The sequence below is a fragment of the Pseudonocardia sp. DSM 110487 genome, from assembly GCF_019468565.1.
Classification (GTDB): domain Bacteria; phylum Actinomycetota; class Actinomycetes; order Mycobacteriales; family Pseudonocardiaceae; genus Pseudonocardia.
In genome coordinates this window covers 8,838,292-8,860,469 of sequence record NZ_CP080521.1, presented here as the reverse complement: position 1 = coordinate 8,860,469, position 22,178 = coordinate 8,838,292, and the positions used below count along the sequence as shown (strand labels likewise).

At 71.6% G+C, this 22,178-nt stretch carries 22 protein-coding genes; 7 read left to right on the top strand and 15 right to left on the bottom strand.

The window, feature by feature from the left end; translation table 11 throughout:
* Positions 1 to 6 precede the first annotated feature (6 nt).
* Positions 7 to 1,257 carry an MFS transporter gene (locus K1T35_RS41505; protein ID WP_255621270.1) on the bottom strand — a complete coding sequence of 417 codons (1,251 nt, stop codon included), beginning with the start codon at positions 1,255 to 1,257 and terminating at the stop codon, positions 7 to 9.
* Positions 1,258 to 1,384: 127 nt separating this feature from the next.
* On the opposite strand from K1T35_RS41505, the gene K1T35_RS41500 reads away from it, so the two are divergent.
* The 4 genes from K1T35_RS41500 (at position 1,385) to K1T35_RS41485 (ending at position 5,119) form a co-directional block, all read left to right on the top strand.
* Positions 1,385 to 1,645 carry a hypothetical protein gene (locus tag K1T35_RS41500; RefSeq protein WP_220257148.1) on the top strand — a complete coding sequence of 87 codons (261 nt, stop codon included), beginning with the start codon at positions 1,385 to 1,387 and terminating at the stop codon, positions 1,643 to 1,645.
* A gap of 123 nt (positions 1,646 to 1,768) precedes the next feature.
* Complete coding sequence (locus tag K1T35_RS41495) at positions 1,769 to 2,020, top strand: hypothetical protein (protein WP_220257147.1); 252 nt, start codon at positions 1,769 to 1,771, stop codon at positions 2,018 to 2,020.
* A gap of 7 nt (positions 2,021 to 2,027) precedes the next feature.
* Positions 2,028 to 4,766 carry an FtsK/SpoIIIE domain-containing protein gene (locus K1T35_RS41490; protein WP_220257146.1) on the top strand — a complete coding sequence of 913 codons (2,739 nt, stop codon included), beginning with the start codon at positions 2,028 to 2,030 and terminating at the stop codon, positions 4,764 to 4,766.
* Positions 4,763 to 5,119 carry a hypothetical protein gene (locus K1T35_RS41485; protein WP_220257145.1) on the top strand — a complete coding sequence of 119 codons (357 nt, stop codon included), beginning with the start codon at positions 4,763 to 4,765 and terminating at the stop codon, positions 5,117 to 5,119. Before K1T35_RS41490 ends, K1T35_RS41485 begins: the two co-directional genes overlap by 4 nt.
* Positions 5,120 to 5,141: 22 nt before the next feature.
* Here K1T35_RS41485 and K1T35_RS41480 read toward each other — a convergent pair whose 3' ends face one another.
* Positions 5,142 to 5,615, bottom strand: coding sequence for a carboxymuconolactone decarboxylase family protein (locus K1T35_RS41480; protein ID WP_220257144.1), 474 nt, complete (start codon positions 5,613 to 5,615; stop codon positions 5,142 to 5,144).
* Positions 5,616 to 5,714: 99 nt separating this feature from the next.
* A complete protein-coding gene (locus K1T35_RS41475) occupies positions 5,715 to 6,482 on the bottom strand; it encodes a maleylpyruvate isomerase family mycothiol-dependent enzyme (protein WP_255622750.1) in 768 nt (255 codons plus the stop codon).
* A gap of 54 nt (positions 6,483 to 6,536) precedes the next feature.
* Here K1T35_RS41475 and K1T35_RS41470 point away from each other — a divergent pair, with 54 nt between their 5' ends.
* Complete coding sequence (locus K1T35_RS41470; protein ID WP_220257143.1) at positions 6,537 to 7,448, top strand: MerR family transcriptional regulator; 912 nt, start codon at positions 6,537 to 6,539, stop codon at positions 7,446 to 7,448.
* Between the two features lie 8 nt (positions 7,449 to 7,456).
* Here the strand turns inward: K1T35_RS41470 and K1T35_RS41465 are convergent, their stop codons facing one another.
* Together K1T35_RS41465 and K1T35_RS41460 are read right to left on the bottom strand one after the other, a co-directional pair.
* A complete protein-coding gene (locus tag K1T35_RS41465) occupies positions 7,457 to 8,779 on the bottom strand; it encodes an aminomethyltransferase family protein (protein WP_220257142.1) in 1,323 nt (440 codons plus the stop codon).
* Positions 8,780 to 8,801: 22 nt separating this feature from the next.
* Complete coding sequence (locus K1T35_RS41460) at positions 8,802 to 10,793, bottom strand: aconitate hydratase (RefSeq protein ID WP_370645238.1); 1,992 nt, start codon at positions 10,791 to 10,793, stop codon at positions 8,802 to 8,804.
* A 139-nt stretch (positions 10,794 to 10,932) separates the two neighbouring features.
* Here K1T35_RS41460 and K1T35_RS41455 point away from each other — a divergent pair, with 139 nt between their 5' ends.
* Complete coding sequence (locus tag K1T35_RS41455) at positions 10,933 to 11,595, top strand: phosphoribosyltransferase (RefSeq protein WP_220257141.1); 663 nt, start codon at positions 10,933 to 10,935, stop codon at positions 11,593 to 11,595.
* A gap of 107 nt (positions 11,596 to 11,702) precedes the next feature.
* Here the strand turns inward: K1T35_RS41455 and K1T35_RS41450 are convergent, their stop codons facing one another.
* The 5 genes from K1T35_RS41450 to K1T35_RS41430 all read right to left on the bottom strand — a co-directional run bounded on the left by K1T35_RS41450 (position 11,703) and on the right by K1T35_RS41430 (position 14,748).
* On the bottom strand, positions 11,703 to 11,972 hold the full coding sequence (locus K1T35_RS41450) for a PASTA domain-containing protein (RefSeq protein ID WP_220257140.1): 270 nt from the start codon (positions 11,970 to 11,972) through the stop codon (positions 11,703 to 11,705).
* 104 nt (positions 11,973 to 12,076) lie between these two features.
* Complete coding sequence (locus K1T35_RS41445) at positions 12,077 to 12,334, bottom strand: hypothetical protein (protein ID WP_220257139.1); 258 nt, start codon at positions 12,332 to 12,334, stop codon at positions 12,077 to 12,079.
* Between the two features lie 25 nt (positions 12,335 to 12,359).
* Positions 12,360 to 12,908 carry a universal stress protein gene (locus K1T35_RS41440; RefSeq protein WP_220257138.1) on the bottom strand — a complete coding sequence of 183 codons (549 nt, stop codon included), beginning with the start codon at positions 12,906 to 12,908 and terminating at the stop codon, positions 12,360 to 12,362.
* A 104-nt stretch (positions 12,909 to 13,012) separates the two neighbouring features.
* Positions 13,013 to 14,035, bottom strand: a complete 1,023-nt coding sequence (locus tag K1T35_RS41435) for a right-handed parallel beta-helix repeat-containing protein (RefSeq protein ID WP_220257137.1) — start codon at positions 14,033 to 14,035, stop codon at positions 13,013 to 13,015.
* Between the two features lie 257 nt (positions 14,036 to 14,292).
* Entirely contained in the window at positions 14,293 to 14,748 is a 456-nt protein-coding gene (locus K1T35_RS41430) for a MarR family winged helix-turn-helix transcriptional regulator (RefSeq protein WP_220257136.1), read from the bottom strand.
* A 60-nt stretch (positions 14,749 to 14,808) separates the two neighbouring features.
* Between K1T35_RS41430 and K1T35_RS41425 the strand changes: the two genes are divergently transcribed.
* Positions 14,809 to 15,207 (top strand): nuclear transport factor 2 family protein, encoded by a 399-nt coding sequence (locus K1T35_RS41425; protein ID WP_220257135.1) that lies wholly within the window; start codon positions 14,809 to 14,811, stop codon positions 15,205 to 15,207.
* A 4-nt stretch (positions 15,208 to 15,211) separates the two neighbouring features.
* Here the strand turns inward: K1T35_RS41425 and K1T35_RS41420 are convergent, their stop codons facing one another.
* The 5 genes from K1T35_RS41420 to K1T35_RS41400 all read right to left on the bottom strand — a co-directional run bounded on the left by K1T35_RS41420 (position 15,212) and on the right by K1T35_RS41400 (position 22,171).
* Positions 15,212 to 15,394 carry a DUF6104 family protein gene (locus K1T35_RS41420; RefSeq protein WP_220257134.1) on the bottom strand — a complete coding sequence of 61 codons (183 nt, stop codon included), beginning with the start codon at positions 15,392 to 15,394 and terminating at the stop codon, positions 15,212 to 15,214.
* Between the two features lie 3 nt (positions 15,395 to 15,397).
* On the bottom strand, positions 15,398 to 19,144 hold the full coding sequence (locus K1T35_RS41415; protein WP_370645237.1) for a multifunctional oxoglutarate decarboxylase/oxoglutarate dehydrogenase thiamine pyrophosphate-binding subunit/dihydrolipoyllysine-residue succinyltransferase subunit: 3,747 nt from the start codon (positions 19,142 to 19,144) through the stop codon (positions 15,398 to 15,400).
* Positions 19,145 to 19,355: 211 nt separating this feature from the next.
* Positions 19,356 to 20,156 carry a hypothetical protein gene (locus K1T35_RS41410; RefSeq protein ID WP_220257132.1) on the bottom strand — a complete coding sequence of 267 codons (801 nt, stop codon included), beginning with the start codon at positions 20,154 to 20,156 and terminating at the stop codon, positions 19,356 to 19,358.
* A 71-nt stretch (positions 20,157 to 20,227) separates the two neighbouring features.
* Positions 20,228 to 21,259: an LLM class F420-dependent oxidoreductase gene (locus K1T35_RS41405; RefSeq protein WP_220257131.1), complete on the bottom strand. Its 1,032-nt coding sequence runs from the start codon at positions 21,257 to 21,259 to the stop codon at positions 20,228 to 20,230.
* Positions 21,260 to 21,460: 201 nt separating this feature from the next.
* Positions 21,461 to 22,171 (bottom strand): dienelactone hydrolase family protein, encoded by a 711-nt coding sequence (locus K1T35_RS41400; RefSeq protein ID WP_220257130.1) that lies wholly within the window; start codon positions 22,169 to 22,171, stop codon positions 21,461 to 21,463.
* Between the last annotated feature and the right edge of the window lie 7 nt (positions 22,172 to 22,178).

Below are 22,178 nucleotides of genomic sequence, written 5' to 3'. Positions count from 1 at the left end.
CGTCGGTCAGTCGAGGGCCGGGTCGCGCAGGGCCGTCGCCGGGAGCTTCCGCTCCAGGAGGAGCATGCCTCCGATGCTCGCGATGTTCAGGAGAGCCAGCGCGATCCACGGTGCGGCCGTGGCCAGCTCGAACAGCGTGGCGAAGAACGCGGGCGCGATGATCGAGGAGATCGTGAACGAGTACTGGAACGTGGCGAGGTAGCGGCCCCGCGCCGCGGGTGGCGCAGCCGCGGCGGCCAGCCCCATCGACACCGGGGCGTGCACGAGCTCGGCCGCGGTGAAGAGCAACGTGCCGGCGATGAGCACCGGCAGCACCCAGCCCTGCTGCCCCGGCACCAGCACCGCGAGCGAGACGCACCAGGCCGCCCACAGCGCGGCGGCCACGATGATGCTGCGCGTGCGGCGGAACCCGGTGAGCCGCGCGACGACCGGCGCGGACAGCACCGCGATCAGCACCGCGTTGCCCGCGAGCAGCGCGGAGGTGAGCCACGCAGGCCCCTCGATGCCGATCAGGATCACCGTGGGGAGCGCGACGCCCAGCATCATGCTGGACAGCGCGTACACGGCGTTGAGCGCGATCAGGCCGAGGAACGGCCGGTCGCGCAGCAGCGTGGCGTAGCCGGAGCGTTCGAGCGGCTCGTGCGCGTGGCCGGGCCCGGTGCGGACGAAGGCCGTGATGAGCGCGGCCGCGACGGTGAAGCACGCGGCGGCGGCGTACGCCACCGCGCGGTAGGTGGCGTCGCGCCCGTCCGAGACGACGATCCCGGTGACCAGCCCACCCGCGGCGAGCCCTGCCGTGCGGGCGCCGTTGGCGAGCGCGTACCAGGTATCGCGGGAGAGCGTCGACGTGCTGCCGTCGACGAAGTCGGCGATCGCGGTGAACACGGCCGACCAGAAGAACCGCACCCCGATCGCGACGAGCGCGGACGAGACGAGGATGCCGACCGGCCCACTCACCCACGCGTATGCCAGGAAGCCGACGGCCTGCAGTAGTTGCGCGCCGACCACGAGCGGAAGCGCCCCGAACCGGTCGGCGAGCGTGCCCACCCAGATCGGGATCGGGAGCGTCACCGCGTTGGCGACGGTGAGCAGCACCCCGACCAGCGCCAACGGCACGTCGGTGAGCTCGACGAAGTAGACGAGGGACAGGGGGAGGAAGAGCCCGTTGCCGAGCGAGTCGACGGCAAGGGCGCCGATCAGGACCGGTCCGCCTCGGCTACCGCGCGTGCTCGCCCCGGCCGTCCCCCCGTTCGACACGAGGGCCGAGCGTACGACTGTGTGAAAAAAGGGGAAAGGGAGTAGCGAGCCGCATGCGTGGGGTAGCCGTATCGCGGCTAGATTCGCACCGTACGGCTGGGTCGGGTACGACGGGGAGTTGCGGACGATGGCGAGCATCGAAGAGGTCAGAGCCGGCATCGCGCTGGCCAACGACAAGGCCTCGGAGAGCCTCGGGGCGCTGCAACAGGCGCATTCCTCCCTCGAACAGGCGCAGGGGGCGTTGCAGCGCGTGACGGAAGGCAGCACGCAGGCCGACGTCTCCGAGGCGAACGGGCTGCTCGCCCAGGCCGTCGGCAGCATCGGCGAGGTGCAGAACCAGGTCCAGGCCGCGATCCAGGCGTCAGAAGGCGTCGCCAACAGGCTGTGAGCGAGCCCGGGGGACGGCGGCCTGCGGAGCTTGCGGAGCCGGTGGGGTGGGCGGGAACAGCGAGCTCACACCATCCGACCCAGCGAGCGCGAACGCGTCCGACGAGCGCAGCGAGGAGGTCGGGTGAGTGACCTGGGGGAGGTTCGCGCCGTGCTGGCAGCGGTGACCGAGCAACTCGGCAGCGCCTACCAGCAGGCGGGGATCGCGCGTGCCCGGATCGACGACGCCGTCGCCGTGCTCGACGGGCTGGGTGAGCAACACTCCGAGCCGCTGGTGCCCCCGGAGCTGCTGCAGGCCGCCGAGGAGCTGGAGCGCGGCCTGGGGCTGATCAATGGCGGCGCGTCCGTCGTGGCCGACATCGACGCGCGGTTGTAGGTCGCACATGGCACGCGGGCCCAGCAAGCGGCAGCAGCGCATCGCGATGGCGTTCGACGCGCTGTGCGCCGCGATCGCGCGGGCGCTCGGCGCCGCCGAGGGGGCGCGCGAGTCCGCGGTGCGCGCCCACGCAGAGGCGATGGTCGAGATGTGGCTGCGCGAGGAGGGCCTCGACGCGGCCGAGATCGACCCGGGCCTTCGCCGGATCGTTGCGAACCCCGAGCTCGCCCGGCCGGTCAAGCGGGTGGATTTCGATCGCAAGACCGCGTTCCGGGAGTGGCTCGCCACCGGTCCGCGGCGGCTCACGCAGATCCTCGCGGAGGCGGCGCCGGACGCAGCAGGCGGCGATCCCGACGAGTGGCTCGGCCAGGTCGGCAAGATCGACGGGATGGGCCCCGTGCCGTCACTGTGGACGATCGGCACCGGTCGGATCGGCGGCGCGGAGCCGCGGTTCCCGGTCGCGGTGCCCCTGCTCGACGAGTCGCACCTGCAGATCAGCTCCACCCACGACAGCCGCGGCCGGGCCGAGTCTCTGGTGGAGAACCTGCTGCTGCGGGTGATGAGCAGCTTCCGACCCGGCGTGGTGCAGCTGCACGTCTGGGACGTCGGCCGGTTCACCGGCTCGCTGCCCGGCCTCTACCCGCTCACCCGCACCGGGCTGCTCACGGTGCACGACCCCGCGATGCTCGACGAGCTGCTCGAAGAGCTGTCGGACCGGATCCGGCGCGTCCACACCCGCGTCCTCGTCGACGGGCACCCGTCGTTGCGCGCGATGGCCGAGACGAGCGGCGGGCGCACCGAGCCGTGGATCGTCGCGGTGCTGCTGGGCAACAGGTCGGCGCTGAAGGACGCCGAGCACCGCCAGCTGCAGCGGGTGGCGCGCGACGGGCCCGCCTGCGGTGTGCAGCTGGTGCTGCTGGACGTGCCGATGACGGTCAACGCGCCGATCGAGACTGTCCGGCTCGGCGACAGCGGCTTCGGCACCTCGTCGATGACCGGGCCGCACGTGACGGTGGAACCGGACCCTCCGCTGCCGCCGGCCGAGGTCACCCGCGCCGCCCACGCCATCGCCGACGAGCACGAGCGCTGGCGCAGCCGGATCGGCACGTTCGCCGACCTGCTCCCCTCGCGGGAGAAGTGGGGCGAGGCCCGGTCGATCAGCGGGCTGCACGCGCCGGTCGGGTTCACCGACGGGCTGCCGGCGGAGGTCGCGCTCGCCGACGCGTCCCCGCACGCGCTGATCGGTGGCCCGAGCGGCTCCGGCAAGACGAACCTGCTGCTCACCATGATCAGCTCGATGGCCGCCCGCTACGGCCCTGACGAGCTCGAGTTCTACCTCCTCGACTTCAAGGAGGGCGTCTCGTTCGCCCAGTTCGCGCCCGGCAGGCGGGACCGGACGTGGCTGCCGCACGCGCGGCTGATCGGCGTCAACATCAACACCGACCGCGAGTTCGGGCTCGCGCTCCTGCAGTTCCTCTCCGACGAGATGCGCCGCCGCGCCGAGGCGGCCAAGGCGTACGAGGTGACGAAGCTCGAGGAGCTGCGCCGCGAGGACCCGAAGGGCCGGTGGCCGCGGATCGTTGCCGTGATCGACGAGTTCCAGTACCTGTTCGCCGAACGCGACGCCGTCACGCGCCAGGCCACCCTCCTGCTCGAGGACGTTGCGCGGCGCGGCCGATCCCAGGGCATCCACCTGGTGCTGGCTAGCCAGGACGTGTCCGGTATCGAGGCGTTCTGGGGGCGGCCGGCGATCTTCGAGCAGTTCGTGCTGCGGATCGCGCTGCCCCGCGCGCGGCGGGTGCTCGCCGAGCTGAACGATGCCACGCTCGGCCTGCCGCGGTGGCACGCGGTGATCAACCACGAGTCGGGTATCACGCACGGCAACGAGGTGGTGCGCATCCCGGACGCCACCGGCAAGGGTTCGGTCGACGAGGTGCAGCACGTGCTGCACGAGACGTATGCGCAGGGGCGCCCCGAGCCGCGCCTGTTCGACGGGACCCGCTCACCGCGCCTTGCCGAGCTGCTCGCCGTGCTGTCGGCGGGCGACGAACCGCGCGCTCTGGTGGGGCAGTGCATCGACGTCGCCGGCAGCGCGGCGGCGATCGGGCTGCCGGACGCGCCGGGGCGCAACCTGGGCGTGCTCGCCTCCGGTGTGCGGGAGGCGGTCCAGGTGCTGGGCGCGGCCGCCGCGTCGCTGGCCGGGCAGCACGCGCGGGACACGATCGACGTTGTGCTCGCTCCGCTGATCGCGGAGGCGTTGGCACCCGCGGAGCGGCTCGCCATGCGGGTGGCCGGCGCGGGGCAGCGCGTCGAGACGGTCCGGCTGGACGGCTTCCGGGCCCGCGTCGAGGCGCTGGCGCAGGAGGTGTCCGAGCGCCTGGCCGGCACCGCGTCGCGCCATCCCGTTGCGCTCGTGCTCTACGCCGCCGACGCCGCCGAGACGGCGCTGGACCGGGCCGGCACCGAGGCGCTGCGCAAGATCCTGCACTTCGGCCCGGAGACCGGGGTGCACGTGCTCGGCTGGTGGCGCAGCCCGGCGCGGTTGAAGGCGCTGCTCATGATGGGTGCCTCGCCCGACGACCTGGGGGCGTGGGTGGCCCTCGACGTACAGGGCTCCGAGGTGCAGCCGCTCGTGCCCGGCATGTTCGTCACGTGGTCGCCGCGTCCGGGGCGAGGGCTGCTGTTCGACCGGGCGCAGCACACCCAGCCGGAGGTCGTCATCGTGCCGTCGCTGGAGGAGCGATGAGCGCGGCGCGGGAGTACAAGGAGGTCGTCGCCGGGATCGTGGCGGCGGCCGAAGCCCTGCGTGAGCGCGACCGGGAGCGGGCCGCGGCGCTGAACCGCGAGCTGGTGGGGCTCGGCGAGGCCATGGCACACGCGGAGGAGCGGGCCGGCCTCACCCGCCTCGGCGTCGAGCTGCACTGGGAGGCCGCGCTCGAGGCCCTCTGGGTGGAGTCGTGGATGAAGCTGCGCCCCCGCCCCCGCCCCGACAGGCGCGCCGACCCGGCGGCCATCGACGAGCTGGACGCCGAGGTGGAGGCGCGGGCGGCCGAACTGCTGGAGGCGACCCGCCGCCGCTGGGGCCTACCCCGCCGCTGACACCACCGGCATCAGCGCGGCCTCAGCCCCACTTGCCGGGCTCGTAGTCCCCCGCGGGGATCCGCGCGATCGCGTTCATGCGGTTGTAGGCGTTGATGAGCGCGACGAGGGAGACGAGGGCGGCGAGCTGGTCCTCGTCGAAGTGCCCGCGAGCCAGCTCCCATGTCTCGTCGCTCACCCCGCCCGCACCGTCGGCGACCCGGGTGCCCTCCTCGGTGAGGGCGAGCGCTGCCCGCTCGGCGTCGGTGAACACGGTCGCCTCGCGCCATGCGGCGATCAGGCCGAGCCGCACCGGCGTCTCCCCGGCGTGGGCGGCGTCCTTGGTGTGCATGTCGAGGCAGAGGGCGCAGCCGTTGATCTGGCTGGCACGGATCTTCACCAGCTCCTGCACGGCGGGCGGCAGTGTGGAGTCGGAGACGACCTTCCCGGCCGAGTTGATGTAGCGGGCGAACTTCGCGGCGACGGGGTTGGCGTAGTAGTCGATGCGGGCTTCCATGATTCGTTCTCCTTCGCGATCGGGTTCACTGTCCTGACCCGGGGCGAGGGGCCGGTGTGACGGCCGCGGATGTGACCTGGGTCGCACCTAGGCGCGCCGTCAGAACGCTGTGTGGGCCCACCAGTGGTCGACGAGCGCCCGATCACCCGTGATCGTGAGCCGGGTGTCGTCGGGCGTGATCCGCCGGGAGAACACCAGCAGCAGGTCGCGCACCGGCGCGTCGACCACCACGTCGGCGTCGGCCGTCCGGCGCTCCCACGTCACGCCGCCCGGTTCGCGCGTGATCAACCAGCCGGGCTCGACGTCGGTGGGCCGGAGCTGGAGCGTCTGGCCGTCGCCGCGCAGCTCGCCCAGCTCGGGCTTCAGGCCGGCCGCCCCGGCGGCGGAGATCAGGCCGAGCCCCTCGCTGAGCGTGTCGGCGGCGAGGTCAGGGGAGATCGTGAACGGCCGTCCCGCGGCGATCGCCGCATCCGCGAGATGCACCGCCGAGTCGGCCAGCATGCGGCGCAGCCAGAACCTCGCCGGCTGCTCGCCGACGAACGTCCAGACATCGGTCTCCGGGCCGGTGTCGGTGATCGCGCCGACGAGGTCGGCGGCGCTGTCGCGCAGCCACGTGGGCCACTCCTGCGGGCCGCCGGGCTCCGCGTCCCGGGGATCCGGTGGGGGAGCGGCGGCCCGGCTGCGCACCAGCCCGGCACTCCAGCGGTAGGCCTGCCCGATGTGCCCGACGAGATCCCGCACGCGCCAGTCCGGGCACGTCGGCACCGTGGCCTGCGGGTCGAGGTCCGCGACCGTGCCCGCGAACCCCGATGCCACCTCCTGCAAGCCGCTGACCAGGCGGTCGAGGTCCAACTCGAGGCTCTGCATCTGATCCACGGGACGTACCGTAGGAACTCCACCCAGCTGGAGGTTCGACCGATTGTGACGCAGAACACGGCCGAGCTGGGCATCGGCGATCTCGCGGCCCTGACCCGGGTCCCCGTGCGCACCATCCGCTTCTACTGCGACGAGGGCCTGCTCGACTCCCGCCGGAGCGCGGGAGGGCACCGCCGGTTCGCGCCGTCGGCGGTGGAGCGGCTGGACCTCGTGCGGCGGCTGCGCGGGCTCGGGCTGGGCCTGCCCGCGATCGCGGCCGTCCTCACCGGAGAGCGCTCGATCGGCGAGGTCGTCGCGGCAGAGCGCGCCGCGCTCGACGTCGAGCTCGCGGCGCTGGCGTGGCGACGGGCGTCGCTGCGTGCCGTGGAGGAGGTGGGCCCGCTCGAGCGGGCGGCCTGTCTGGAGCTGCTCGGCGCCGTGCAGGACCACGGGACGGCCCGGTCCGTCCTCGTCGACTTCTGGCACCACCTCTTCATCGCCCCGCTACCGGCCGACCTGGTCGGCATGTTCCTCGAGGTCAGCGTCCCGGCCCCGCCCGTCGACCCGACACCGCGCCAGGTGGTGGCGTACGCCGAGATGGTCGCGCTGACCCGCGACCGGACGCTGGTGCGCCGAATGCAGGCACGGGCGCGGGTCAACCTCGTGCGGATATCCGACGAGGCCGAACTGCTCATGGGCATCGGCGAAGCGTGCGAGCTGGCCCGGCCGCTGCTGCTCGCCGGCCGAGCGCCCGCGCCCGGGCCGGCGCTCGACCGGTACGTGGCGGCGTACGCCACGGTGCAGCGGAGCCGGGACACCACGCGGTTCCGGCGTTACCTGCTCACCACCGCCACCGTCGACCGCGACCCCCGGCTGCTCCGCTACTGGCGCCTCGTCGGAGAGGTCACCGGCGAGCCCGTGACGGTCGGAGGCGCTCAGGCCTGGCTCGTCGACGCGCTCGAACGTTCCATCGCCTGAGCGTGTGGTCAGACGGCGCTGTCGAGCCCCCGCTGCTTCAGCCGCTCGCGGGTGTTCGGGTTCACCGACGGCCGGAACGGGACCTCGACCACCTCCGCCCCGACCGGCCGCCCCGGCACGTCGGCGAACCGGTCGGGTAGGTCGACCGCAAGCACGGTGCCCACCGCCGACAGCTCCACCGGCACGTACCCGAGCGCGATGTTCGTACCGAGCTCGGGCGACCACCACGGCGAGGTGAGATACCCGATCGGGTCGCCGTCCGCGCGCTGCCGGACGAGCCAGAAGTCGGGTGCGTAGTCGTCGATGGGCCGGCCCCCGACCTGCATCCCGACCATGATCGTGCTGAACGGCGGCGTGCCGGCCTCGACCAGCGCACGGGCGCGTTCGAGGGCGGCCTTCCCGATGTAGCCGGCCTCCTTCGTGCGTGGCACCTGGTATCCGAGGTTCACCTGGAACGGCAGCGTCTCGGCGTCCATGTCCTGGCCCCACGACAGGATCCCGGCAGCCACCCGCCTGTGGTGGGCGGGCGCGATGACCGCGAGGTGGTGCGGGCGCCCCGCCTCCAGCACCGCGTGCCACAGCTCCTCGGCGTGCAGCGTGGCATCGCGGAGGTAGATCTCGTAGCCCTTCTCGCCGGTGAACCCGGTCTGCGAGACGACCACCGGCAGCCCGGCGACGGTGGCCTCCAGCAACCCGTACGAGGGCAGGTCGGCGAGCTCGGGGCCGATGAGGTCGACCATGAGGTCCACCGACCGCGGGCCCTGGATCTGCACCGGCGCGACGTCGATCTCGGCGATGTCGACGTCGAACGGCTGCCCGACCTTGACCCCCTGCAGCCACAGGGCCAGGTCCGAGTCGGAGATGCTGAACCAGAACTCGTCATCGGCGATCCGCAACAGCACGGGGTCGTTCAGGATCCCGCCCTTCTCGTTGCACAGGATCACGTACCGGGCGCGCATCACCGGGATCTTCATGGCGTCCCGGGTGATCACGAAGTTCACGAACGCCGCGGCGTCCGGGCCGTTCACCCGTATCTGCCGTTCGACCGCGACATTCCACAGGGTGACGTCGTTGACGAGCGCCTCGTACTCGGCCATCGCGCCGCCGTCAGCGGGCCGGACGTACCCCCGGGGGTGGTACACCCGGTTGTACACCTCGGCCCGCCAGCACCCGGCGGCCATCGACAGGTGCCAGTACGGCGACTTGCGGATTCTCGTGGAGATCAGCAACTCGACGGGGGTGGGCCCGGTCTGCCGCAGGTTGATCGGCACGAGTCGGTCGGTCTGGTCGACCGAGGGCTGGTTGTGGTGCGAGGCGACATCGTTCGTCATCGACGGCTCCGTCACTTCTGGATCAGCGGCTCGGCTGATGCCGCGCACGCGAGGCGGCCGGGATGCGCCCTCCGGCGAGCACCGCCTCCACCTGCCGGGGGGAGAGCCGGTGGCGCACGACGTACTTCTCGCCGCGGCTGGTGTTGGTGACGGTGAGTTCGGAGGCGACCGGTAGTGCGTCGCGCAGGCCGTCGAGGCGGACCACGTGCCCCGGTTCGATCCGGTCCAGATCGGCCGGATCGGTGAACTCCAGCGCCAGCACGCCGAAGTTCGCCAGGTTCTGCCAATGGATCCGGGCGTAGGAGCGCGCGATGACGACCGCGAGACCGAGGAAGCGGGGCGTGATAGCCGCGTGCTCCCGGGAGGACCCCTGACCGTAGTTGTCGCCGGCGACCACGGCGTGCCGTCCGGTGTCCCGGGCCCGCTGCGGGTAGCTCTCGTCCACTCCGTTGAAGGTGAACTCGGCCAGCTTCGGGATGTTGGAGCGGTACGGCAACGCGCGCGCACCGGCGGGCGAGATCTCGTCGGTCGAGACGTTGTCGCCCATGCGCAACAGCACGGGCAGCTCGAGCGAGTCCGGCAACGGCTCGCTGTCGGGGAGCCGGGAGATGTTGGGCCCGCGGACCAACGGCTCGCGCGCGGCCTCCTCCGGCGGAAGCGGTGGGACGAGCATCGAGGTGTTCACGGCGGCCTGCGCCGGCAGGTCGAGGATCGGCGGGTCGAGCCCCAGCTCGGCGGCGAGGTCACGCGGATCGGCGATCTCACCGGTCAACGCGGCCGCCGCCGCCGTCTCCGGCGAGCACAGCCACACCCGGTCCTCGCGGGTTCCCGACCGGCCGGGGAAGTTGCGGGGAACCGTGCGCAGCGAGTTGTGGCCCACCGCGGGGGCCTGTCCCATCCCGATGCACCCCAGGCATCCCGTCTGGTGGAGGCGGGCTCCGGCGGCCAGGAGCGTGAAGGTCGCCCCCATCCGCGTGAGGTCCTCGAAGATCTCCCGAGACGACGGGTTGACATCGACGCTGACCGAGTCCTTCGTCTGGCGTCCCTCGAGCATCGCCGCGACCACCGCGAAGTCACGCAGCCCCGGGTTGGCCGAGGAGCCGATCACCACCTGGCCGACCGGCTCACCCGCGACCTCCCGCACCGGCACGACGTTGTCCGGAGAGGACGGCCTGGCGATCAACGGCTCGAGCGTCGACAGGTCGATCTCGTCGGTGTGGTGGTAGCTGGCGTCCGGTTCTGGCGCCCACTCCGCGAGGTCGTGCTCGCGGCCCTCGGCGCGCAGGAACTCCCGCACGGCGTCGTCGGCGGGGAACACGGTGGTGGTCGCCCCGAGCTCGGCGCCCATGTTGGCGATCACGTGCCGGTCCATCGCCGAGAGCGCCGCCACCCCTGGACCGTGGTACTCCAGCACCCGGTTCACCGCGCCCGACACCCCGTGCCGGCGCAGCATCTCCAGGATCACGTCCTTCGCCGAGACCCATGCCGGAAGCGCGCCGGTCAGCCGGATCCCCCAGATCTCGGGCATCCGCAGGTGGAGCGGCTCGCCGGCGATGGCCATGGCCACTTCCAGCCCACCGACGCCGATGGCGAGCATGCCGAGGCATCCGGCGGCGCAGGTGTGCGAGTCCGAACCGGCCAGGGTCTTGCCGGGCACGCCGAACCGCTGCATGTGGGTCGGGTGCGAGACCCCGTTGCCCGGTTTGGAGAACCACAGCCCGTACCGCCGCGCGGCCGACCGCAGGAACGCGTGGTCCTCGGCGTTGCGTTCGTCGGCTTGCAGCAGGTTGTGGTCCACGTACTGCACGCTGACCTCGGCGCGGGTCCGGTCGAGCCCGAGCGCCTCCAGTTCCTGCATGACCAGGGTGCCCGTGGCGTCCTGGGTCAGCGTCTGATCGATCCGCAGGGCGACCTCCTCGCCGGGCACGGCGGTCCCCTGCACCAGGTGCGACTCGATCAGCTTCTCGGCAAGCGTGCCCGCCACGTCGACCTCCTCCGCGCGCGATCGCTCCACGTCGGCTGCGCCGCGGTGCCCACTGGCTACCCGCCCAGGCCCGGGCAACACCGCGCGGACGATCGGATCCGTGGGTCGGACCCGGCCGGAGCGGGTAGCACCTCACTACGAAAGCCGACGATGCGACCTGGGAGACGAGGTGAGGGAACTCGACGCCCCGCTGTTCGCGGATCGCCGGGACGCGGGGGCTCGCCTGGCCGCCCGGTTGAGGGGCGGGCAGTGGTCGGACCCGGTGGTGTTCGGGCTCGCCCGCGGCGGGATACCGGTCGCGCTGAAGGTGGCGGAGGCCCTCGACGCACCGCTCGACGTTGCCGTTGCCCGTAAGATCGGCGCTCCCGGACACCCGGAGTTCGGAGTGGGCGCGGTGACCGCCGACGGCCCGGCCCGCTATGACGAATCGACCCTGGCGGCGCTGGGCCTCACCCCGGACGACCTGCGTGAGGTCTGCGAACGCGAACGGGCCGAGGCCGAGCGCCGGCTGCAGCGGTACCGCACGGGCCGCGACCCGCTGCCGATTGCCGGGCGCGACGTCCTGCTCGTCGACGACGGCCTGGCCACCGGCGTCACCGCGCGCGCCGCGCTCGGCCGACTCCGCGCGGCCGGCCCGCGCCGCCTCGTGTTCGCCGCACCCGTCTGCGCTCGCGACAGCCAGGCCGCGCTACAGGCCGAATCGGATGCCGACGACGTCGTGTGCCTCAACGCCCCGGCCCGGTTCGGCGCGGTCGGGCTCTGGTACGCCGACTTCCGGCAGACCTCCGACGAGGACGTTCTCGCCGCGCTCCGGGAGAAGGCGCCGACATGACCCATCCTGATGGCCGACCAGTTGCACGGCGCCGCGAAAGGCCACCAGCCGGCTCGAAATGACACACCGGGGGAGCGTCCCGAGCCCGAGCAGCGGCCGAGTTCCTGTCACTTGCAGCCGGACGGGGTCACCGTGATCGGCCCGGTCGGCAGCCGCAATCCGCCCCTGCCGCCGTTGCCATCGCCGTCGTCGGGTTCCGTCGTCGCCCAGATTCTCACCCGGCTGCCCGGCCGCAGATAACCGCCCGGCGGCGGATTCTGCGCGGTAACGACGCCGGCGGCCGTTCGCGACGGCGCCTGGTCGACCGCCAACAGCCGGGCATCGAGCGCCACGTCCTGTGCAACCCTGACCGGTAGCCCCACCAGCTCGGGGACCACGGTGAGCACCTCTCGTCGTCCCATACTTCAGGGTACGCACAACAGCGGTGCGGGCGACGAGGAACTGCTGGTCCGGCCCGCCTGACGGCCGTGGTGGGCAGTGCTCAGCGCGGGCGTATTGCCGCGTTGGCACGCCGCTCGGCTCCGGTCTCCCCGCTGGAGCCGAGGGTCTCGCCGGTCACCCGGCCCACGAACGACCCGTTCCCGCCGGTTCCGGTCGTAGCTGCGCTGTCGGCGTGGTCGGTTTCGCGACCGCCGGTGACGCGGCTGTGGGCGACCTGCGGGTCGAGGGCAACATCGGACTCGCCCGTCGTGGCGGAGGCCCGCCGATGTTCGAGCAGCTTCCGGATCGGTTCGAGCATCATGCTGACCTCGGGTTGCCGCGGCTCATCGTGGCGGTTGCTCATCGATGTCCGGTGGCGTCGGGATCAGGACGACCGGGCAGCGCGCGTGGTGTGCGACCCGCAGGGCGACCGAACCGACCATCGCGCCGGCCAACCCGCTGCGTCCGCGGTTCCCCACGGCCAGCAGGTCGGCGCGCAACGCGTGGTCGAGCAGCACCGTGGCCGGATCCCCTCGACGAACGTGGGTCTCCACCTTGACGGAGGATGCGTTCGTGCCGGAGGGCATCGCCTCGGCGAGCCAGGCGCGTGCCTCGTCCTCGAACTGCTGGTCGGGAACTCGCGACATCGCGTTGGCCCCGAACTGGAGCGGCTGGTGCCAGACCGCGACGGCGTGCACCTCGGCATCCGCCTGCTGCGCGTAGCCGACCGCCCAGTGCAGGGCCGCGCGGGACTCGGTAGAACCGTCGATCCCGACCACCACGCGCCGCGGCCCACGCCCCGCACCTTCCGGGTGCATGTCGTTGACCGGGTCCCCGGGACGCACCGGGGACCCCGGGAACCGCCGCGGGCCCCCGTTCTCCGGATCAGCCATGTGGTCCGGGTACCCCTCGGATCGCCCGTACACGCGGGGTTCCCGCCGGGCCCGGACAAGGCTACGGCCGCGCGGTCAGCGATCTTGCCATGCGGGAAGCCCGGTCAGGGCTGACCGAGCGAGAGCACACCCGGGTTGATGGTGACACCCTCCCCGACCTGGCGGTCGACCTCGACGTCGGACACCAGGTTGCCGCTGGAGGTGACTTCCAGGCTGGTTGCGCTGCCGCGCTGGTAGTCAAGCCCGATGCCCGTGCCGCGGCCGCGGATGGTGTTGCTGTTGACGGCGGCTTTGGCGTTGCCGTAGTTGCCCAGCACCTGCAGGAAGGTGCCTCCGCGGCCGGCGTTCTGGAAGATCCGGTTGCCCGTGATCGTGCTCGCGGCCCCGCCCTGGACCCGCGCGACGACGCCGACCGTGCCGAAGTCCTCGATGTAGTTGTCGTTGATCGAGGAGCCGTACAGGCGGTGGGCGTAGAGGGCGTTGTCGCCGTCGACGTCGTAGATGTGGTTACCGTTGATCATCCAGCCCGCGGCGTTCTCCAGGTGGATGCCGTCGCCGCCGGTGCCGGCGATGTAGTTGTCCTCGAGCTGCCAGTCGGTGACGGAGTTGCCGGTGTCCTCGACGAACAGGCCGCTGCCACCGGAGCGGTTGATCTGGTTCTCCGCGATGCGCCCGTTGACCTGGGTGTTGGTCAGCGGGGTGCCGTTGGCCGACAGGTTGGTCAGCCGGATGGCGTGGCGGGCCGCGTCGGAGATCTGCACGTCCTCGAGGAACGTCTGCCACGAGCGCAGCACCACGGCGTCACCCGCGTTCGGGTTGGTTGCGCTGTTGGCCTTGATCGTCATGGTGCGCAGTGCGACGCCGCGGCCGGTGGTCGGGGAGTTGTCGAGGTAGCTGTCGCTGGCGAAGATCGCCGGCAGGTTGGCGCCGTCGGCCTGCTGGATGACGGTTCCGGTGCGGGAGCGCCCTTGGTAGGAGCGGTTGCCCAGCAGCGGGATGGTCTCGGTGACCAGGCAGGTGCCGTCGAACACGATCGCGTCGCCCTCGGCGCTGCGGGCCAGGGTGGCGGCGATCAGCCGAGAGTCGATGTTCGCGTTGTTCCGGCAGTTGATCACCCGCTCCGCCATGATCCTGATCTCGGGCGGTGGTGCGGGTGCAGCTGGCTGAACCGGGCCGAGTGTGGCGATCGCGGTCGCCAGCGCTACGGACAGGGTCGTCAATCCGGCCATCGTCCCCCCAAGGTGATGTGCGTGCGCCCGGCGGACGGTTCACCCGACCGGGGCGCCGGAATCGTACAGACGGGGATAAGTGGACTCGCTGCCGGTCGATCTTCACCCGATCGGCGGTGATCAGAACGCCGTGTGCCGGCAACCTGGCTTCGTGATCACGGATCCCGGGCATCGTCGACGGCCCCGCGGACGGCCGAGAGTCGATCGGTGAGCTCGGGCAGGCGGAGCGGCGCGAGGCTCGGCGCGGTGTCGGCGACCCAGCTGCGGTGCGCGGCGTCCATCGCGGCGAGCGCCCGCTCGCCCGCGTCGGTCAGGGTCAGCAGCTTGGCGCGCCGGTGCCGTGGGTTGTCGGCGTACCTGGCCAGCCCGTCGGCGACGAGCAGGTCGGCCATCCGCTGCACGCCCTGCCGAGCGAGGCCGAGCCGATCGGCGACATCCGCCACGGTCAGTGGGCCGTCGGCGAGCTGTTGCAAACAGGTGCTGCGCGCTCGGCTCTGACCCGCCGTGGCGGCGACCGCGTCGCCGACGGCGAGCAATGACCGGTGCAGCGCGCCCACCGCTTGCATGAAGGCGAGGAACTCCTGCGCCTCGGTCGCCGCCCGGCCCTCCATCGGCGCATTCTCCCATCGGCAGAAATTGACAACATGTTGTCAACTCTCTAGCTTGCCGGCATGGCTCTGACCGCGCACGACATCATGGCGATCCACCAGCTCCTCGCCCTGCACGGGCACCTCGTCGACGACCGCGAGCTGCACCGTCTCGACGAGCTGTTCACCCCGGACGCCGTATACGACGTGACGGCGATGGGGCAGGGCGTCGTGCGCGGCATCGAGGAGTTCCGCGCGTTGTCGGAGTCGTTCGCCGACGACGCGCGGAACCCGATCGGCCACCACGTGACCAACATCGTGGTCACCGAGGGCGCCGGCAGTGGCGCCACCGTCCGGTCGAAGGGCATCGGCGTCCTGCGCGACGGCCGCACGGGAAGCGTGATCTACGACGACCGCGTCACCCGCACACCGGCCGGCTGGCGGATCACCGCCCGGCAGGTGCTGCCGAGCCGCGGACAGTGATTGCTCAGTCCTCCAGGTCGTCGGCATCGTCGCGGGCCAGGAAGCTCGCGATTCGTTCGACGGCATCCTCGAAGCTGGGGTTGAGGTCGACGAACACGCGCAGCCGCTCGGCCAGCCACTCCACGCTGACCTGCTCGTCACCGCGCCGCTCGACGAGCTCCTCGATGCCCCGATCCGTGGCGTACACCGGTTACTCCGCCGCGAGCGCCTCGTTGAGGATCGCCGTCTGCTCGACCTCGTGCACCTTCGACGATCCGGCGGCCGGAGCCGCCATCCGCCGGCGCGACACGCGCCGGATGCCGACCAGCCGCGGCAGCTTCTCGGGCAGCTCCAGCCCGAGGAACGGCCATGCGCCCTGGTTGGCAGGCTCCTCCTGCACCCAGCGGACGTCCTCGGCGTTCGGGTACCGGTCGAGCACGGAGGCGAGCTGGCGGTCCGGCACCGGGTACAGCTGCTCGACGCGGACGAGTGCGATGCCCTCGACGTTCCGCTTGTCCCGCGCGGCGGCCAGCTCGTAGTAGATCTTGCCGCTGCACAGCAGCACGCGGTGCACGTCGGCCGCGGGCCCGTCGCCGCCCCGGTAGCGCGGGTCGTCGATGACCGGGCGGAACCGGCCGCCGGTGAAGTCGGTGAGCGGGCTGACGGCCTGCTTGGCCCGCAGCATCCACTTCGGCGTGAACACCACGAGCGGGCGGCGCACGCCGTCCATCGCGTGCCTGCGCAGCAGGTGGAAGTAGTTGGCGGGCTCAGTGGGCAGCGCCACCGTCATCGAGCCCTCCGCGCACAGCTGCAGGAACCGCTCGATGCGGCCGGAGGAGTGGTCGGGCCCCTGCCCCTCGAGGCCGTGGGGCAGCAGTAGCACGACGTCGGACATCTGGCCCCACTTGGCCTCACCGGACGAGATGAACTCGTCGATGACCGACTGTGCCCCGTTGACGAAGTCGCCGAACTGGGCCTCCCACGCCACGAACGCCTCGGGGTTGGCCACCGAGTAGCCGTACTCGAAGCCGACGGCGGCGAACTCCGAGAGGGCCGAGTCGTAGGGCAGGAACCGCTCCTGGTCCTGCGACAGGTTGCGCAGCGGGTAGTACTCGGCCCCGTTGTGCCGGTCGATGATCACCGAGTGGCGTTGGACGAACGTGCCGCGGCGGGTGTCCTGGCCGGAGATCCGCACCAGCTTGCCGTCCATGGCGAGTGCGCCGAAGGCGAGCAGCTCACCGAACGCCCAGTCGATGTTGCCCTCGCGCGACATCTGGTAGCGGCGCTGCAGCACCGGCTTGACGCGCTGGTGCACCGAGAAGCCCTCGGGGAGCTCCTGGTGCGCGTCGCCGATGCGGTGGACGACCTCCAGCGAGACCGACGTGTCGAGGTCGATGGGGACCGACTGTTCCTTCTCGACGGAAGGGCTCGGCGCGGGCGGGGTCTTCTCCAGCTCGCGGACCTCGTTGAAGACGTGTTCGAGCTGGTTGGAGAAGTCCTTGAGCGCGTGCTCCGCCTCCTCCACGGTGATGTCCCCGCGGCCGATCAGCGACTCCGTGTAGATCTTCCGAACGCTGCGCTTCGCGTCGATGATGTCGTACATCGCCGGCTGGGTCATCGAGGGGTCGTCGCCCTCGTTGTGGCCGCGGCGGCGGTAGCAGATCATGTCGATCACGACGTCGTTGTGCCAGCGCTCGCGGTAGTCGACCGCGAGCTTGGCCACCCAGACGCAGGCCTCGGGGTCGTCGCCGTTCACGTGGAAGACCGGAGCGTCGATCATCTTCGCGACGTCGGTGGAGTACTGCGACGAGCGCGAGTGCTCCGGCGCGGTGGTGAACCCGACCTGGTTGTTGATCACCACGTGCACGGTGCCGCCGGTGCGGTACCCGCGCAGCTTCGCGAGGTTGAGCGTCTCGGCGACCACGCCCTGGCCCGCGAACGCGGCGTCGCCGTGCAGCATGAGCGGCAGCACCGTGAACCCGCCCTCGCCCTTGTCGAGGAGGTCCTGCTTGGCGCGGACGATGCCCTCGAGCACCGGGTCGACGGCCTCCAGGTGCGACGGGTTGGACGCGAGTGACACGACCGTCTCGCCGTCGCCGAACATCCGGAAGTACTTGCCCTCGGCGCCGAGGTGGTACTTCACGTCGCCGGAGCCGTGGGCCTGGCCCGGGTCGAGGTTGCCCTCGAACTCGCGGAAGATCTGGCTGATCGGCTTGCCGACGATGTTGGCCAGCACGTTCAGCCGCCCGCGGTGCGGCATGCCGATGACGACCTCGTCGAGCTCTTGCTCCGCGGCCTTGTCCAGCACCGCGTCGAGCAGCGGGATGACGGTCTCGCCGCCCTCGAGGGAGAACCGCTTCTGCCCGACGTACTTGGTCTGCAGGAACGTCTCGAACGCCTCGGCCGCGTTGAGCTTCGACAGGATGTACTTCTGCTCGGCCTGGTTCGGCTTCTGGTGCGGGACCTCGATGCGCTCCTGCAGCCACGCGCGCTGCTCGGGGTCGGCGATGTGCATGTACTCGGTGCCGATGGTGCGGCAGTACGCGTCGCGCAGCACGCCGAGCACGTCGCGCAGCTTCATGTGCTGCTTGCCGGCGAACCCGCCGACGGCGAACTCCCTGTCGAGATCCCACAGCGTGAGCCCGTGCGACAGGATGTCCAGGTCGGGGTGGCGGCGCTGGCGGTAGTTCAGCGGGTCGGTGTCGGCCATGAGGTGGCCGCGCGTGCGGTGCGCGTCGATCACCTCGATGACGCGGGCGGTCTTGTCGATCGCCCCCTCTGGGATGTCCTGCACCCAGCGCACGGGCTCGTACGGCACCCGCACCGAGCGGAAGATCTCGTCGTAGAACTCGTCCTCGCCCAGCAGCAGGGCGTGGACACGGCGCAGGAAGTCGCCGGACTCGGCGCCCTGGATGATCCGGTGGTCGTAGGTGGAGGTCAGCGTGATGATCTTGCTGACGCCGATCTCGGCCAGCTTCTCGGCGCTCGCGCCCTGGAACTGGGCGGGGTACTCCATCGCGCCGACGCCGATGATCGCGCCCTGGCCCTGCATCAGCCGCGGCACGGAGTGGTTGGTGCCCAGCGTGCCCGGGTTGGTGAGCGTGAGGGTGGTGCCCGCGAAGTCCTCGGCCTGCAGTGCACCGGCGCGCGCCTTGTGCACGATGGCCTCGTAGGCCGACCAGAACTGCGCGAAGTTCATCGTCTCGCAGCCCTTGATCGAGACGACGACGAGCGAGCGCTGCCCGTCCTTGCCGGGCAGGTCGATCGCGAGTCCGAGGTTGACGTGGTCGGGCTGCACGACGACCGGCTTGCCGTCGTGCTCGGCGAAGTGCCGGTTCATCGTCGGGAAGTCGGCGAGCGCCTTGACCAGCGCGTACCCGATGAGGTGAGTGAAGGAGACCTTCCCGCCGCGGGTGCGCTTGAGCTGGTTGTTGATGACGACGCGGTTGTCGGCCAGCAGCTTGGCAGGCACCGCGCGCACACTCGTGGCCGTCGGCACGGACAGCGAGGCGTTCATGTTCTTGACGACGGCGTTCGCGGCGCCGCGCAACGGGATCGTGGTGCCGGCGCCGGAGTCGGTGGCACCCTGCGTGGCGGGGCGGGCCGCCTGCGAGGTGCTGCCGGCGGGTGGCTTGGCCCCGGCGGGCTGCGTGCGCTTCTGCGTGATCGCGCTGCCGTTGGTGGGGGTGAGTGCCCTGCGGTCGGCGGCCCGCGTGCGCTCGCTCGGCTCGGCCGGCTCGGCGACGGGAGCGGGGGCGGGCGCGCTGGGCGCGTCGGACGGCGGGGACGGCTTGCCGGGACGCTGCGCGGCCTGCTGGACGGAACCGGTGCCGGCCGAGTCGTCGGCGTGGTCGGCGGCAGCGGTGGCCGGGGGTGCGTCGGTGGGGCGGTAGTCCGCGAAGAACTCGTGCCATGCCGGGTCGACGGTGTTCGGGTCGTCGAGGAAACGCTGGTACATCTCCTCTACGAGCCATTCGTTCGGCCCGAACTCACCTGCTGGACTGGACGTACTGCTGCTGGACACGCTGATGACCGCCTTGATCGGATCGCGTCGACATCGCCGAGGACTGCACGCCAGGTTAGTCCCCGCGCTCGGGAGGCGGGTACCGCACACGGGACGTGATCGGCTGCACCGGTCAAGGGGTCGGTTCAGTGAAAGTGACGTGCCCCTACGCCGCAGGAAGCTCGCCCTCGGTGTCGACAACCGCGGTCCGTACCGCGGTGGCGCTGATCACGGTGCCCGCCCGCAGCCCGCACCGGGAGTCGGTGCGCAGCGTGTCGCGCTCGCCGGCGAACTGGCCGTCGGCGGGGTCGAGGAGCAGCTCGGTGCGGGTGCGCCCGGCGTCGTGGACGAGGGCGATGCACGCGTGCCCGTCGACGTTCAGCGCCCCGTCGGTGAAGCTCACGCCGGGGAGCGCCGAGAGCGCGCGGAAGAACGCCGCGCGCAGTTCCGCGGGCACGAGCGCAGTGCGCAGCGTCGTGACGGCGGCCGCGAACGGTCCGAACCAGCTGCCCGGGTTGTCCTCGCGGAGCCGGGCGAGCAGCGCGGCCGGGTCGCGTGGCAGGCGTTGCAGGAACTCCGGCGTGGGCGACTGCCAGCTGCCCCTCCGCGGTGGGCGCGGCTGCGCGCAGAACGCGGTGTCGAGATCGATCCCGAGATCGTCGTCCGGCGCGGTGTCGAAGTCGCCGTAGCGGGCGCGGAAGCGGCCGACGGGCGCCACGTCGTGCAGGTCGAACCCGTCCTCGCGGGCCTCATCCGCCGAGCCGGTGAGCCAGGTCTGCGCCCCCGTCAGCTCCCGCTCCAGCAGCCACTCCCGGTCCGGGTGCGCCGGGATCCACTGCCGCAGCCGGTGCTCGGTGAGGTGCTGGTGCGGGCCGAACGTGCCGAGCCACCACGCGTGGGTCTCCACGAATCGGTACTGGTGCGGCGCCACCGGGCTGTCGGACACGGCGATGGCGGGATCGGTCAACGCACGCTCCCTGCGGTCGGCGACGGTCGCCACAGAGTGTGACCCAATGACCGAGCGTGATGGGAGCCGACCTAGGCGATCCACTCCTTCACCTGGCTGAGGAGCTTTGGCGCGTCCGTCGTCACCGGGTTGACGTGCAGGTGGGTGACGCCCGCTTCGCGCAGCGCCGCGATCCGCTCCTTCACGTACGACGGCGGGCCGATCAGCGTGACCTTGTCGATGAAGTCGTCGGGGAGCGCGGCGGCGGCCTCGTCCTTGCGCCCGTCGAGGTAGAGGTCCTGCACCAGCCGTGCCGCGTCGCCGTAGCCCTGGCGGGCGAAGACGGTGTTGTAGAAGTTGCGCCCCCGCGCTCCCATCCCGCCGACGTACAGGGCGTACATCGCGCGGGCCAGCTGGCGGGCGGGCTCGAACATCTCCTCCTCGATCGCGAGGATCCCGCCACCGGTGATCTGCAACGGGCCGAGCTCCGGCGCGCGCTTCGCGAGACCGGCGTCGAGGGCGGGCCCGAAGACCTCCCGGAGCTTCTCCGGCATCAGCAGGTGCGGGAGCCACCCGTTCGCGAGCTCGGCCGTCATCTCGACGTTCTTGTCGCCCAGCGCGGCGACCCAGATCGGGATGTCCGCCCGGCGCGGGTGGTTGATGAGCTTCAGCGGCTTGCCGAGACCCGTGCCCTGGCCCTCCGGCAGCGGGATCGGGTAAAGCCCCTCGTTGGTGAGCCGCTCCCGCCGCCAGACCTTCCGGCAGATCTCGATGGTCTCGCGGGTGCGCGCGATCGGCTTGTCGTAGGGCACGCCGTGGAAGCCCTCGATCACCTGTGGCCCGGACGCGCCGAGCCCGAGGATCGCGCGGCCCTCCGACAGTGCGTCGACGCCCGCGGCGGACATCGCGGTGAGCGTGGGCGTCCGGCTGTAGATCGGCAGGATCCCCGCGCCGATCTGCACGCGCTCGGTGCGCGCGGCGAGGTAACCCATCAGGGACACGGCATCGAAGCTGTAGGCCTCCGCGACCCACACGACGTCGAGGCCCGCCTGCTCCATCGCGACGGCCGCCTCGGCGTTGCGGACGGGGTCGTCGCCGTACTGGAGCTGGGTCGAGAGCAGCATGGGCGGAGATGTTACCGACGAGTCAAGTTAAGGTTCATTGTCTCTGGTGGGCCTCCCGCCCGAGGGCGGCGGCCTGGACACCGGGACTGTTCGGCCCGCACTCGGCCTGACCAGGCGACTTCACACATCCAACCTGCACTTCACACACGGCCGGCCCTGTGTGAAGTGGGCACTGGGTGTGTGAAGTCGCCCTGCTTCGGCTCAGCGCAGGTGCTTCTCCAGGAAGCTCAGCGTTCGGGGCCACGCGGTGCTCGCGGCCTGCTCGTCGTACATCGATGGGGCGTCCCAGTTGGAGAACGCGTGGCCTGCGTCGTAGCGGTGCAGGACGACGTCGGGGCGGCCCGCGAACGCGCGCTCGACCTCGTCGATCTTCTCAGTCGGGATGTACGGGTCGTTGGCGCCGTAGTGGAACAGCACCGGGCACTCGACGCGCGGGGCGAGGTCGAGCATCTGGTTCACCGCGGAGCCGTAGTAGGAAACGACCGCGTCCGGGCCGCGCCCGTCAACCCGGGCCGTCGCCGCGAACAGGTAGGCGAGGGTGCCGCCGAGGCAGAAGCCGACCGCGCCTATCCGGCCGTTGCACTCCGGCATCGCCAGCGCGCGCGCCATGGTGGCGGTGAGGTCGCCTGGCACCAGGTCGAAGTCCAGTTGCTGGAGGCGGGCAAAGCCGTCCGCGAGACCGGACTCGTCCTTGCGCTCGAACCGCCGCTCGATCCGCCAGAACACGTCCGGGGCGAGCGCGATGTACCCGGCGTCGGCGAGCCGCTCGGCGAGGCCGCGGATGTTGTCGTTGATCCCGAAGACCTCCTGGAGGATCAGCACCGCCGGTGCGGGGGTGGTCTCGGGAAGGGCGCAGAACGCGTCGAAGTCGCCGTCGGGCGTCGTGATCGTCTCGTAGTGGGAGTGGGGCACGGGCGCA

Coding starts and splice junctions, on each gene's coding strand:
- K1T35_RS41500 (WP_220257148.1), top strand. CDS start 1,385: ATGGCGAGCATCGAAGAGGTCAGAGCCGGCATCGCGCTGGCCAACGAC.
- K1T35_RS41490 (WP_220257146.1), top strand. CDS start 2,028: ATGGCACGCGGGCCCAGCAAGCGGCAGCAGCGCATCGCGATGGCGTTC.
- K1T35_RS41485 (WP_220257145.1), top strand. CDS start 4,763: ATGAGCGCGGCGCGGGAGTACAAGGAGGTCGTCGCCGGGATCGTGGCG.
- K1T35_RS41480 (WP_220257144.1), bottom strand. CDS start 5,615: ATGGAAGCCCGCATCGACTACTACGCCAACCCCGTCGCCGCGAAGTTC.
- K1T35_RS41475 (WP_255622750.1), bottom strand. CDS start 6,482: ATGCAGAGCCTCGAGTTGGACCTCGACCGCCTGGTCAGCGGCTTGCAG.
- K1T35_RS41465 (WP_220257142.1), bottom strand. CDS start 8,779: ATGACGAACGATGTCGCCTCGCACCACAACCAGCCCTCGGTCGACCAG.
- K1T35_RS41445 (WP_220257139.1), bottom strand. CDS start 12,334: ATGCTCGAACCGATCCGGAAGCTGCTCGAACATCGGCGGGCCTCCGCC.
- K1T35_RS41440 (WP_220257138.1), bottom strand. CDS start 12,908: ATGGCTGATCCGGAGAACGGGGGCCCGCGGCGGTTCCCGGGGTCCCCG.
- K1T35_RS41435 (WP_220257137.1), bottom strand. CDS start 14,035: ATGGCGGAGCGGGTGATCAACTGCCGGAACAACGCGAACATCGACTCT.
- K1T35_RS41430 (WP_220257136.1), bottom strand. CDS start 14,748: ATGGAGGGCCGGGCGGCGACCGAGGCGCAGGAGTTCCTCGCCTTCATG.
- K1T35_RS41425 (WP_220257135.1), top strand. CDS start 14,809: ATGGCTCTGACCGCGCACGACATCATGGCGATCCACCAGCTCCTCGCC.
- K1T35_RS41415 (WP_370645237.1), bottom strand. CDS start 19,144: ATGTACCAGCGTTTCCTCGACGACCCGAACACCGTCGACCCGGCATGG.
- K1T35_RS41405 (WP_220257131.1), bottom strand. CDS start 21,259: ATGCTGCTCTCGACCCAGCTCCAGTACGGCGACGACCCCGTCCGCAAC.